Source organism: Pedobacter anseongensis, from assembly GCF_037482965.1.
In the GTDB taxonomy this organism is placed as follows: Bacteria; Bacteroidota; Bacteroidia; order Sphingobacteriales; family Sphingobacteriaceae; genus Pedobacter; species Pedobacter anseongensis.
In genome coordinates, this window is sequence record NZ_JBBHKB010000001.1 from 1409795 (window position 1) to 1422425 (window position 12631).

The following is a 12631-nucleotide window of genomic DNA, read 5'->3' on the forward strand; positions in this document are numbered from 1 at the left end:
ACAGTTCGTCTAGTTTTATTCGACTTGGCTATGTGCGCTATGTTTCTATGTGTTTAGAAAACAATCGCTTCAAAACCGTACTTTTGCATAAAATTATTACTATGCAACGAGGCACCCTTTTTTTAATACCTGTACCTTTGGCCGAAAATGCCACTCAAAAATCATTTACACCCTTTTTAATTGATACCATCAATAGCCTTAAAACGTATATCGTTGAAAATGAAAAAACGGCACGTAAATGCTTAAAGGAAGCAGGCATAAAAATACCACAGAGCGAATTGGTTATTCATGATTATGGTAAGCATAAGCGAGGGAACAGCTTGGTTCCGTATTTTAAAGAATTAATGTCGGGTACAGATGTAGGTTTAATGAGTGAGGCGGGATGTCCTGGTGTTGCCGATCCAGGTGCCGAAGTTGTTGCCGAAGCGCATAAACGCGGCATTAAAGTAGTGCCTTTGGTGGGTCCGAATTCGATGTTGCAAGCGTTAATGGCATCGGGCTTTAGTGGACAAAGTTTTACATTTCATGGCTATTTGCCAATTGATAAAGTAGAACGCGCAAAACGGATAAAAGAATTAGAAATCCTATCAGTCCAAAACAAACAAACACAATTGTTTATGGAAACACCATTCCGTAACAATCATTTGTTTGAAGATGTGTTAAAAAATTGCCATGGAAGTACGCAGTTGTGTATAGCCTGTAATATAAATGGGGAGGATGAATACATTAAAACGCTAACTATTGCTTTATGGAGGGCGGAGCGAATCGATCTTCATAAAAAGCCGACCGTTTTTTTATTGTATAAAGGCTAGTGATACAAACTTTTATTTTCAATAAAGGTTAATACTTGATCGGGCACAAAAAACTGGATACTCTTTTTATCCTTTAATGCTCTTCTAATAAATGTAGAAGAAATTTCCATTTCTGGAGTATCGGTGAAAGTGATGGATGGATGATTTTGCCACGAGGAGGTATCAATTCCTGGGCGAGGATATACAAAGATTTCGTGATTAGCTAAGAGTAGCTCGTAATTTTTCCACTTTTTTAGTGATACTAAATTATCGGCTCCCATAATAAGGACGAATTCTTTATTAGGATATTTTTCTTGAAGATAGGTTAAGGTATCTATGGTGTAAGATGGTTGTGGGAGCTTAAATTCGATGTCGCTTACCTTAATTTGAGGTGCATTTTCTGTTGCCAACTTTGCCATTTCTAACCTATCGTACATATTGGCTAATCCAGTTTTTAATTTCAAAGGATTATGAGGGGAAACCACTAGCCAAACTTCATTTAAATTGGTAAATGTTGCCATATAATTGGCAATAATTAAATGACCAATATGAATAGGGTTAAAAGAGCCAAAGAAGAGGCCAATTTTCATGAAAGAAACTCCCTAACTAAAACTTCCGCTTCGGCACAAGCAATTTCTAGATCGTAATTCTTCAAAATTACATCGAATTTATCAGCATATGCTAATTCCTTCTCTGCTTTTGCAAAACGCTCTTGCAGTTTTTCCTTGCTATCGGTGCCACGACCTGTTAAACGCTCTTTTAGGACTTCTAAAGAGGGTGGTTGAACAAAAATAGCCAATGCTTCGTCTTCGTATTTACGTTTTAATCGAAGCCCGCCCTCTACATCAATATCGAAAATTACGTGTTTGCCTTCGTTCCAAATGCGCTCAATCTCCGAGCGCAAAGTTCCATAAAACGTTCCATTGTAAACTTCTTCAAATTCTACGAACTCTTGCCGTGCAACTTTATGCAAAAAATCTTCTTTGCTAATAAAATAGTAATCGTCTTTGTGTTTTTCTGATCCACGCGATTCGCGAGTGGTTGCAGATATAGAAAAACTGAGTTGTGGGAACTTCTTCAAAAGATGTTTAACAATAGTGGTTTTACCTGCTCCAGAGGGTGCTGAAAATATAATGAGCTTGCCTTGCATCACAACACATTTAATAATTGTTCCTTAATTTTCTCTAATTCCTCTTTCATTCCCACTACCAACTGTTGTATTTGAGCATCGTTGGCTTTTGCACCCATCGTATTAATTTCTCTTCCAATTTCTTGGGAAATGAAGCCTAGTTTTTTGCCATTTGCATCTTTACTTTTTAGTGTTGCTATAAAGTAATCGCAATGACTTTTTAAACGTGTTTTTTCTTCGGTGATATCTAATTTGTCGATAAAATAAATTAACTCCTGCTCTAAACGATTTTGATCAACATTTAGCTTTCCAACGGCTTCTTCTAAAAACTGCGAAAGACGAGCTTTAACCTGGGGTACACGTAATGGCGCAAGTTTATCGATTTCGGCAAAAAAGTTAAGGATATTTTGGATGCGCAGCTCTAGATCTATTCTTAAAACATTTCCTTCATCTTCTCTAAATTGATTAAAATTGGCCAAGGCTTTTAAGAAAGTTTGATGCAACATTTCCCAATCATTCTCGCCAACCTCTTCTTCAGTGTAGGTAATTACTTCGGGAAAGTTTAAAACAGTTTGAAGAAGATTGGCAGCAACTGGGGCGCCAAGTGCAGTATTAATTTCTTCTAATTGTTTGTAATACCTAATAAGTAAAGCAGTGTTTATGGTTGCACCCTTTTGATTTTCTTCGTTACGTTCTATGTTAATAGCAACATTTACTTTTCCGCGCTCAATTTCTTTGCTACAGGTGTTGCGTAAAAGCACTTCCTTATCAGAATAGGCCCTAGGAAGCTTGAGGTTAAGCTCTAAAAATTTTGAGTTTAAGGACTTTATTTCAACTGCAAACTTTACGTTTTCGTAATCTGAAGCCGCCAAGCCAAAGCCTGTCATTGATTTTATCATGTGCAAAGATAACAAAATTAGCGTATTCGCTAATTCGCCATTTAGCTAATCCAGGCTAGACGATGCAATGGCCTCTTCCATCATCCCATATACCTTTCTTTTCAGTACTTCCACATCATTATTTCCATATTCGTTCACGGCAACAGCCGGAAGAAAAACTGTTTTAATTACACCTGGGCGAGCGGATAGTGGTTTAACTCTCGATAGCAACCTACGATTGTTTAAGATTACAAAAGGTTGGATAGGGGTTTGAGTTTCGATAGCGATCCGAAAGGCTCCGTCGTAAAAATCGCCCAAAGGTGCCTTAGTTTTATTCATTGTGCCTTCTGGAAAGAGTAAAATAGATTGCCCGTTATTGATTTCATTTTTCAAAGTTAGCACCGATTGTTCTCGGCTTTCCTTGCTACTTCTGTCGATCATTACTACCATGCGCCGATAAATCCACCCGAAAATAGGGACCTTAGCCATTTCTATTTTTCCTAAAGCACTAAAAGATTGCGGCACGCTAATACAGACTGCGATCGCATCTAAATAGGAACCATGATTACCCACATAAATATGAGGAGTGTTACGATTAACTAATCGTGCATTCTTTGTACGTACCCAATAAAAAGAAAGCAGGCTAAATCCCCATGCCCAACACCTTAAAAATAACAACCCTATTCTTTTTCCTCTAAGCGGATTAAATAACGTGGTTACGATTAACACAAAAGGCAAGGTAATGAACATCAGGCTGATAAAGACCAATCCGGCATACACTAAATATAGAGCCGATAAAACTTTAGACATTAATTAACGTTTTTTAACTAATTAGATAAGTTAACATTCCTTAAGTTTACAAAATTAATATATCATACCCTAATGAAACGGTTCATTATATTTTTCTTGTTGATCTGCTCTTTAATTTTTGCTCCCTGTTCTTTGATTTTCGCTCAAGATTTTAAGCTAAATGGGGTGGTTTTCGAAAAGGAAACGAAGCAAAGAGTAGCGTTAGTAGAAATTACCAACAAACGAAATAAATATAGTGTTGGAAGTAATGATATTGGCATTTTTTTGATAAATGCAAGTATTGGCGATACTTTGTTAATTATTAAGAGAGGTTTTAATGATCAACAAGTGGTGGTAAGATCGACCAATGATTTAATAATCTATTTAAATCGGGGCATTAGTTTAAACACGGTAGAGATTAAAGGCGAAAGCAAAAAACAAACATTGGATGCCATTAAGCGAGATTTTAAAAACAAGGGGTCTTTTTATGCTGGGAAACCCCCATTCTTATCGTTTTTGTTTACCCCACTCACTGCCCTTTACGAATTAGTTGGTCGAACCCCGAAGAACGCAAGGCGATTTAGCCGGTACTATGCTACCGAAATGCAGCAGACCCACATTGATGGATTCTTTAACAAATCAATTATTAGTGCTAATACCGGGTTAGCAGGTAAAGCATTAGATAATTTTATGATCAATTATCGCCCAGAGTACGAGCAATCTAAAAATTGGAATACCTACGATGGGTTGAAATGGATTAGGGAATCATTTAAGAAGTATTCGGATACGGCAGGGAAGAGGTAGTTTTCCTTTTGATAAGTCGTCTTATCGTAGCGACGAGATATCTATAAGAATTATCCGATAGTTCTCTCCTCCTTTGTCGTTCGAGATGACGAATTTAGTAAGAACACTGCGAACTGGAAACTAAATCGCAAGCGAATCACACGCCTTTTCAGCCGCTAGCTTTTCGGCGTTTTTTTTGTTGTAATCTCTTCCAATACCATGATTTTCGCCATCCACTACTGCATGGATGGTAAATAATTTAGGGCTTTCTCCTTCTCCATTTACAACCATATCGAACGAGATATCTTTGCCATGCCTTTGGCACCACTCAATTAACTTACTCTTAAAATTCGTTTCCGTCATTTCGAGTGTATGAATGTCAATGTAGGGCTTAACAATTCTTTTCAGTAAAAAATTGCGTGTAAAATTGTATCCTTTGTCGAGGTATATTGCGCCAATTAATGCTTCAAAAGCATCGCCAAGCATAGAATGATGCTTGGTTTGTACGTTAACTGTTTTTTGATCGAATACAATAAGAAGTTCGAAGCCCATTTTACGGGCGAGTTGGTTTAAGTTAGCCCTATTTACAATTTTAGAGCGCATTTCGGTTAAAAACCCTTCTTCTTTATATGGATAACTTTTGAATAGAAGTTCTGCTATAACTGCTCCTAAAATCGCATCGCCTAAAAACTCTAATCGCTCATTGCTGCTACGAATACCATTTTTTAAAACCAATGCTGCCGAACGATGCCTAAATGCCATCTTATACAAAGTGACATTCCCGGGTATAAAACCCAAAACGTTTTTTAGTTTTTTAACAAACTCTTTGTCGGCAGATAGGTAAAGCTTATATAAATTATACAATGCGATTTCACGTTAATGTTACTCCTCGTATTTTTTGAAAATAACAGAAGCATTATGCCCACCAAAGCCAAATGTATTGCTTTGTGCAGCCCGAATAACACGTTTTTGAGCTTTATTAAATGTGAAATTTAATTTAGGATCAAACTCTGGATCATCGTTAAAATGATTGATTGTAGGAGGAACAATGTCATTTTTTACGGCAAGAATTGTAGCAATGGCTTCAATAGCACCTGCGGCGCCTAATAAGTGACCTGTCATTGATTTAGTAGAGCTGATGTTTAATTTGTAGGCATCTTCTCCGAATAAATCAACAATTGCTCTACTTTCGCTAACATCGCCTAGTGGAGTAGAGGTGCCGTGAACATTAATGTAATCAATGTCGGCAGTTGTCATTTTAGCATCTCTTAACGCATTGGTCATTACCAATCTTGCACCTAATCCTTGTGGGTGTGGGGCTGTAATGTGATTTGCGTCAGCACTCATACCGCCACCAACAATTTCTGCGTAGATTTTAGCACCACGAGCTTTTGCATGTTCTAATTCCTCTAGAATAATAGTTCCAGCACCTTCTCCAGCCACAAAGCCTTCGCGATCTCTATCAAATGGACGAGAAGCGGTTTTTGGATCATCATTTCGAGTAGAAAGTGCATGCATTGCATTAAAGCCGCCAATACCGGCCTCGTTTATGATAGCTTCAGAACCACCACTTATAATGATGTCAGCAATATCTAAACGGATATAGTTAAAGGCATCAATCATGGCATTCGTTGCCGAAGCACAGGCCGAAACAGTGGAGAAGTTTGGGCCTCTTAGGCCATATTTCATTGAAATGTGACCAGGAGCAATGTCAATAATTACTTTTGGAATAAAAAATGGATTGATACGTGGAGTACCATCACCTAAGAAGAAATTTTTCATTTCTTCTTGGAAAGTCTTAAAACCGCCAATTCCGGAGCCCCAGATTACACCAACACGGTTGGTATCAATTTTTTCCCAGTCGTAACCACCATCTTGTACGGCTTCGGCTGTGGCAACTAGTGCATATTGTACAAATGGATCTAATTTGCGCGCCTCTTTTTTATCCAAATGATCTTCTGGATTAAAGTTTTTAAGCTCACAAGCAAATTTTGTCTTGAATTTTTCTGTATTAAACCCTGTAATTGGCCCAGCGCCACTCACTCCATTAATCAATCCTTCCCAAAATTCTTGGGTGGTATTGCCAATTGGAGTGAGTGCACCCAAACCCGTAACTACTACTCTTTTCAATTCCATTTATACGTATTGTACGGAAGCGTATTTTTACTTAACGTTTTTTTCTAAATAAGCAACTGCTTGACCAACTGTACCAATGGTCTCAGCCTGATCATCAGGAATTGCCACATTGAATTCTTTTTCAAATTCCATAATCAACTCTACAGTATCCAAAGAATCCGCACCTAAGTCATTCGTGAAAGACGCTTCTGGCGTAACTTCGCTTTCATCAACACCTAGTTTTTCTACGATAATAGCCTTAACTCTTGAAGCAATATCAGACATAATTTTATAATTTAATGGTTAAATAATTCAGTGCAAAGAAAAATAAAATTCTAACAATTTCAAATGTTTTTATTTCTCAATCAATTTTAATGTTTTTATTTCAAACTTAATGTAAAATTACTTTTATAATTTTGTATTCCTAAATAAATATTCAGTTTTGAACAAAACTTATTTAAAACTCTCTTTAGATCTCGACTTTGTATTAATTGCAATCACGGCTTCGTTAAAAGATTATACACTTTGTCATAAAATAAATAAGAATTTAGAATTTGATTTCGAAAAGATAGATGATCACGAAGTTTATTACAATATTGATGAAGCACCATTGGCCTTCTCACGGTATCATTTTTTTGTTGAAGAAGGAGAAATAGACTACTATTTAGTGAGCAATCGAAATAGTGATGGGTTTTTAATTCCTGAAATGAATAAAGTAGATTTTTTTATCATCATACAACAATTTATTGCCAAGGAAGACCTCGATTTTATACTTGGACGATTAAATAAACTTGCTGATATACAGGTAGCTGCGCAAATAGATCCTCTTAAATTGAAGTCTAAAGAAAATTTGGTAATGTAAATTTTATATTGTTAGTGTATTAAATACACTATATTTGAATCTTATTTCTAACCAAAAATTTAAAAAATAACAGATAAAACAAACGTGTTTTATATAAATTTCAATAAATGAAACCATTTCATTCAAGAACAAAAATCGTTGCTACTTTAGGGCCAGCTTCCGCAAAACCAGATGTTTTATATAGTATGTTTAATGCTGGTTTGGACGTTTGCCGATTAAATTTCTCTCATGGCTCACAGGCTGATCATCAAGAAGTTTTAGATACAATTAGGAGCATTAATAAGAAATATAAGTATAATGTGGGCATTTTAGCCGATTTACAAGGCCCGAAGATTAGAATTGGGATGGTAAAGGATGGCGGAATCCACTTAGTTAATGGGAGCAGAACGGTAATTACTACGAAAGAGTGCATTGGGAATGAAGAGCGAATATATATTACCTACGAAAATTTCCCGCAAGATGTAAAAGCAGGCGAAATCATCCTTTTAGATGATGGAAAGCTACAAATGAAGGTAATTGAAACTAATTATAGAGATGAAGTGGTTTGTGAAATTGTTCACGGTGGTATTTTAACATCTAGAAAAGGGGTGAATTTACCAAATACGAAAGTTTCCATTCCTTCACTCACCATCGAAGACCGTAAAAATCTTGATTTTGTATTAGATAACGATGTAGAGTGGATTGGATTATCATTTGTAAGAAATGCAGAAGATATTATCGAATTAAAAGATCTTATTAAAGCAAGAGGTAAAAAGGCGAGAGTAGTGGCCAAAATTGAAAAACCAGAGGCTATTGCTAATATTGATGCCATTATTGCGGTTACCGATGCCATTATGGTAGCTAGGGGCGATCTTGGTGTTGAAATGCCAATGGAAGAAGTTCCTTTGTTGCAAAAGATGATTGTTAAAAAATGTAGAGCGGCTTCTAAACCGGTAATTATTGCTACTCAAATGCTAGAGAGCATGATCACTACCCCTCGCCCTACGCGTGCAGAAGTAAATGATGTAGCGAATTCAGTATTGGATGGTGCTGATGCAGTAATGTTAAGTGGAGAAACTTCGGTTGGTGAATTTCCATTAATCGTAATCGAAACCATGCAAAAGATTATTTGTAATATCGAAGACAATAACTATCCATTTAATCCAGAGAAGTTCTTGATAAAAGATTCTTCAACATTCTTGAGCGATGCACTTTGTGATTCTGCTTGTGTATTAGCCAAACAAACAAATGCTGTAGGAATTGTTTCAATGACTTCAAGCGGATATACTGCTTTCGAAATTTCGGCCCACCGCCCAAAGGCGCCAATTTTTATTTTTACAAGTAACGAAACGTTGCTGAATACATTAAGTTTGATTTGGGGAGTTAGAGGCTTTTTCTACGATAAATTTGAAAGTACAGATATTACTGTTACGGAGGTAAATGATGTATTGAAGAAAAATAAGTTGGTTAAAAAGGGAGACATACTTATCAATACAGCAGCGATACCTTTAGAGAAAAAAGGCAAAACCAACATGCTTAAGCTTACGGTAATAGAATAAATGGTAAAGTAGCACAAGCTGGAGAGGTGTCCGAGTGGTTGAAGGAGCACGCCTGGAAAGTGTGTATACCTCAAAAGGGTATCGAGGGTTCGAATCCGTCTCTCTCCGCCATCAAAATGCTGCCTCGGAGGGCGGCATTTTTTGTTTGATCGAGCTTAAGCCGAAGGCTTAAAAGCGAAGATGAAACAAAAAATGCCCTGGTGCGGAGCGCCAGCATTTTGATACGCCCAATCCCCCTCTGCGGATCACCGGAGCGCAGCGGAGGTAATCCGTTAATCGAAGGTTAAATTGATCGAGCTTAAGCCGAAGGCTTAAAAGCGAAGATGAAACAAAAAATGCCCTGGTGCGGAGCGCCAGCATTTTGATACGCCCAATCCCCCTCTGCGGATCACCGGAGCGCAGCGGAGGTAATCCGTTAATCGAAGGTTAAATTGATCGAGCTTAAGCCGAAGGCTTAAAAGCGAAGATGAAACAAAAAATGCCCTGGTGCGGAGCACCAGCATTTTGATACGCCCCATCCCCCTCTACGGATCACCGGAGCGCAGCGGAGGTAATCCTTTTTCAGCCTTCAAAATGCTATTGCTTTATCAGTTTTGTAAGAATATAAGGTAATTGGGTTATATCTAAGTCTTTTGCGATAATCTTTCCTTCAGGATTGATTAAAAAATTAGCTGGAATAGCACCGACCTTAAATGTTTGTGTCAATTCATCAGAATAGGCTTGGTCGCCTATAAAACCTTTATCTGTAATCATATTTTTCACTTTCGTTACATCATCTTTGGAAGCAATATTAACGGCTAACGCAAAAACGTTATTCTGACTCAATAATTTGGATGCTGCCTTTATAGTTAAGAGCGACTCGATGCAAGGTGGGCACCAGGTAGCCCAAAAATCAATTAGCACATACTTACCCTTATAATTAGCTAATGAAATTGTGGCATTGGTAATTACATCCTTAACAGAAAATGCAGGAGCATTGAATCCAACTTTGGGAGAACTGATATTTTCATCATTCAATTTTCTAAGGTGGAGTACCTTTTCGTGAATATCAATACCTACGTTCTCGTAAACCTCGTCCCCAATTCTGATAAATTTCTCTTGCTCTACTGCCATATCATCTTTTTTATATCTGCTAACATAAAATTGTGCTCCAAGAAAATTCATCGACATAGAATACATAGAAGAAAATTTCACTTCATAGGTTGTTCCGTTTTTTTCAAGGCGAGAAACAGCATGGGTAGGAAAATTATAGGATAACTGCGACATATTTCCTTTTGCGCCCCCATAAGAAATACGAACTGGCATTTGTTCCTGAATCATTCCTTTTTTTGACGGCAATTGAGCGGTTATTTTCTTTGTATAACCATTACTCGTTTTTTCGGGACTTTCATCCATGTTAAAACGTTCATCATCACTAAAATCACTGTTATTATTGCTGTCGAATATCAATTCAATTTGACCCATTTCATTAAATCCAGCAACAATTGTGGCATAGCACTTAAGTTGTTTATTAATCAAATATTTAGAAGAGCTTTTATATTTTTCTGCCTTTAATGCATAAGCTGTAGAGTCTATTTTTTTAGCAAGAAATTGCTGGTAATAATATTGAGGTTCATCAAAGATTATTCTTGCCAACTTTATGTTTTTCCAATTATTCGGAATTCCTTTAAGTTGTGAGTACAATTCATAATCTGCATTTTGAATATTTTCTTTAGCTATCCATTTTAGAAAGTTGCCCATTATCGTTGCATCTTTATCTACATAGCCATCCGTGAGTTTATAGCTTACCTTAATTACGCTATCGGTTTTTTTCTCTTGCGCATAACTGGTCATGCAAAAGATTAATAGTCCAAAAAATAGAGATTTTAATATCATATGGTTTGATTTATACCCGTTTGATAATTTAACTTTAACTAAGTTTATAGGTAACGAAAATGTTTCCTTTAATAGGTTAAAAATGAAGGATGGAAAGTGACTTATAACAGCTTTATATTCGAAAAATCCGATCTTACTGTGCTTAATATGATGTTACGTTAAGAGTGTGGTTATCTATCGCTGAAAAAATATGTTTAGAAAACAACTGTAAAGCAATCTTATTTCTAACGGCACGAGCTATACCTAAGATGTATCAAAAGAGTATATGGCTGGGGAAATGACTGCCTAAAAAAGCCATTTGATATGCAAGAGTTAATTGTGCGGATAAAGGTATTGCTCAGTCAAAATCGTTTACTCGAAAATAAGTATCCCGAGTTAAAACCCGGCTTAGTTGAGATGACCTTAAGTAAAAATAATAATAGAATTGAAAAGTAATGTTTAACCTATTAACTTAGCTATTACTAACTAAATCAAAATGCTAATGAAACGTTCGGCCTTAATCGCTTTGATGTTGCTGTTCACTGGACAGTTCGTGTTTTCTCAAAAAACTATATCTAACAGTATTCTAAAGAGCAGATTACAATCCAAATTGGATTCCTTTCAACTGGTGAATAAATTTCCGGGAATTACATTCGCTGCGATTTTGCCCAATGGGGAGAAAATCTCTTTAGCGACTGGTATTTCCGATTCAGTAAAAATGACCGCAATGAAAGCAGATCACCGAATGCTTTCTGGAAGTAACGGTAAGACTTTATTCGCTGTGGTTGCTTTAATGTTAAAAGAAAAGGGTTTGTTTAAATTAGACGACAAAATAGCCGCTTACATTGGTAATGAACCTTGGTTCAATAAGTTGCCTAACTCAAATGATATTACAATTAGACAATTGATGAACCATACCTCCGGAATAGAAGAGTATTACCAATTAGGCGATTTCATGCAAAAAATTGAAAAAAATCCTTACAAAGTATGGTCTCCTGTAGAAACGTTTGGGTATGTGTTTAACCGGAAGCCCTTATTTGTTGCGGGAACAGACTGGGGTTATGCGGATACTAATTATTTGTTATTAGCTTATATATTGGAAAAAATAAGTGGGAAGAAAATGTACGATATGATTAAAAACCAAGTTATAAAGCCATATAAGTTAGTCAATACCGAACCATCCATTAAACCAAAATTCGAAAGGTTGGCTACGGGGTACTCTGGAAAACAAAGCCCATTCCCTTTTCATGGTGCCATGGTTAGGGATGGGGAGATGGTTTTAAATCCGCAATTTGAATGGGCTGGAGGCGGCTTTGTTTCCAATTCTACAGATTTGGCATTTTTCGCGAAGGAACTTTATTATTTTAAGGGGTTTTCGGAAGCGAGTAGACAAGAGATGCAAAAAGGTGTAAAGGCTAAAACAGGTAAAGATCATCTTTATGGTTTGGCAATGCAAATTAGACCAAGTAAAGATTTTGGATTGGGATATGGTCATAGCGGTTGGTTTCCAGGATACAGTACAGATGCCGAATATTTCCCAGACGAGGATGTTGCAATGGCTATCCAATTTAATACCGACGACCGTTCTAAGCTTAAAAAATCGACTCATGCCTACATTTTAGAATTGATGGCTGTAATCAAAAAGGGATTGAATTAGAAATAAATTGTATTAATTATTGGACTTAACATGATCGGCTAATCCATACCCTTTTCTTGCTTCTCCATTTTTTTTCTTATCAATTACAAGAAGCACAATTAACGAAACTATGGGAATTAGAAAAGAAATTAAAAACCAGAACCAAAAACTTCTGCCCTGACTATTTGCGAAAATACCTGCCACTAATTGTGGAATAAGCATAAAGCATAAAAGGAGTAATTCGGGCATTGCTTAA

The 12631-nt window shown here is 36.6% G+C and carries 15 protein-coding genes and 1 tRNA gene; 7 read left to right on the forward strand and 9 right to left on the reverse strand.

Annotated features, from left to right (window positions below):
• Positions 1-101: 101 nt before the first annotated feature.
• The gene (locus WG904_RS06260; protein ID WP_339578439.1) at positions 102-812 is read left to right on the forward strand and encodes an SAM-dependent methyltransferase; all 711 of its coding nucleotides are present in this window, start codon (positions 102-104) and stop codon (positions 810-812) included.
• Here the strand turns inward: WG904_RS06260 and nadD are convergent.
• The 4 genes from nadD to WG904_RS06280 are packed head-to-tail and all read right to left on the reverse strand — an operon-like array spanning position 809 to position 3608.
• Positions 809-1381: a nicotinate (nicotinamide) nucleotide adenylyltransferase gene (gene nadD / locus WG904_RS06265; RefSeq protein WP_339578440.1), complete on the reverse strand. Its 573-nt coding sequence runs from the start codon at positions 1379-1381 to the stop codon at positions 809-811. The two genes, WG904_RS06260 and nadD, sit on opposite strands and share 4 nt — an antisense overlap.
• Positions 1378-1944 (reverse strand): guanylate kinase, encoded by a 567-nt coding sequence (gene gmk / locus WG904_RS06270; RefSeq protein WP_339578441.1) that lies wholly within the window; start codon positions 1942-1944, stop codon positions 1378-1380. The genes nadD and gmk overlap by 4 nt, the downstream gene beginning before the upstream one ends.
• Complete coding sequence (locus WG904_RS06275) at positions 1941-2807, reverse strand: YicC/YloC family endoribonuclease (RefSeq protein WP_339578616.1); 867 nt, start codon at positions 2805-2807, stop codon at positions 1941-1943. The genes gmk and WG904_RS06275 overlap by 4 nt, the downstream gene beginning before the upstream one ends.
• A 57-nt stretch (positions 2808-2864) precedes the next feature.
• Positions 2865-3608: a lysophospholipid acyltransferase family protein gene (locus WG904_RS06280; protein ID WP_339578442.1), complete on the reverse strand. Its 744-nt coding sequence runs from the start codon at positions 3606-3608 to the stop codon at positions 2865-2867.
• A gap of 72 nt (positions 3609-3680) precedes the next feature.
• Between WG904_RS06280 and WG904_RS06285 the strand changes: the two genes are divergently transcribed.
• Positions 3681-4391 (forward strand): hypothetical protein, encoded by a 711-nt coding sequence (locus WG904_RS06285; RefSeq protein WP_339578443.1) that lies wholly within the window; start codon positions 3681-3683, stop codon positions 4389-4391.
• A gap of 120 nt (positions 4392-4511) precedes the next feature.
• On the opposite strand, the gene rnc is transcribed toward WG904_RS06285, so the two are convergent.
• The 3 genes from rnc to WG904_RS06300 are packed head-to-tail and all read right to left on the reverse strand — an operon-like array spanning position 4512 to position 6770.
• Entirely contained in the window at positions 4512-5240 is a 729-nt protein-coding gene (rnc, locus tag WG904_RS06290; RefSeq protein WP_339578617.1) for a ribonuclease III, read from the reverse strand.
• Between the two features lie 12 nt (positions 5241-5252).
• Positions 5253-6506 (reverse strand): beta-ketoacyl-ACP synthase II, encoded by a 1254-nt coding sequence (fabF, locus tag WG904_RS06295; RefSeq protein ID WP_339578444.1) that lies wholly within the window; start codon positions 6504-6506, stop codon positions 5253-5255.
• 27 nt (positions 6507-6533) lie between these two features.
• Positions 6534-6770 (reverse strand): acyl carrier protein, encoded by a 237-nt coding sequence (locus WG904_RS06300; protein ID WP_031266521.1) that lies wholly within the window; start codon positions 6768-6770, stop codon positions 6534-6536.
• A gap of 157 nt (positions 6771-6927) precedes the next feature.
• On the opposite strand from WG904_RS06300, the gene WG904_RS06305 reads away from it, so the two are divergent.
• The 3 genes from WG904_RS06305 to WG904_RS06315 all read left to right on the forward strand — a co-directional run bounded on the left by WG904_RS06305 (position 6928) and on the right by WG904_RS06315 (position 8996).
• A complete protein-coding gene (locus WG904_RS06305) occupies positions 6928-7347 on the forward strand; it encodes an IPExxxVDY family protein (protein ID WP_339578445.1) in 420 nt (139 codons plus the stop codon).
• 107 nt (positions 7348-7454) lie between these two features.
• Positions 7455-8885, forward strand: coding sequence for a pyruvate kinase (gene pyk / locus WG904_RS06310; RefSeq protein ID WP_339578446.1), 1431 nt, complete (start codon positions 7455-7457; stop codon positions 8883-8885).
• 20 nt (positions 8886-8905) lie between these two features.
• Positions 8906-8996: transfer RNA gene (locus WG904_RS06315), tRNA-Ser, on the forward strand.
• Between the two features lie 465 nt (positions 8997-9461).
• Here the strand turns inward: WG904_RS06315 and WG904_RS06320 are convergent.
• On the reverse strand, positions 9462-10760 hold the full coding sequence (locus tag WG904_RS06320) for a TlpA family protein disulfide reductase (protein ID WP_339578447.1): 1299 nt from the start codon (positions 10758-10760) through the stop codon (positions 9462-9464).
• Positions 10761-11063: 303 nt separating this feature from the next.
• On the opposite strand from WG904_RS06320, the gene WG904_RS06325 reads away from it, so the two are divergent.
• Both WG904_RS06325 and WG904_RS06330 read left to right on the forward strand, forming a co-directional pair.
• On the forward strand, positions 11064-11195 hold the full coding sequence (locus tag WG904_RS06325) for a hypothetical protein (protein ID WP_339578448.1): 132 nt from the start codon (positions 11064-11066) through the stop codon (positions 11193-11195).
• Positions 11196-11235: 40 nt separating this feature from the next.
• Complete coding sequence (locus tag WG904_RS06330; protein WP_339578449.1) at positions 11236-12396, forward strand: serine hydrolase domain-containing protein; 1161 nt, start codon at positions 11236-11238, stop codon at positions 12394-12396.
• Between the two features lie 12 nt (positions 12397-12408).
• Here the strand turns inward: WG904_RS06330 and WG904_RS06335 are convergent, their stop codons facing one another.
• Positions 12409-12624, reverse strand: coding sequence for a hypothetical protein (locus WG904_RS06335; protein ID WP_339578450.1), 216 nt, complete (start codon positions 12622-12624; stop codon positions 12409-12411).
• Positions 12625-12631: the final 7 nt, after the last annotated feature.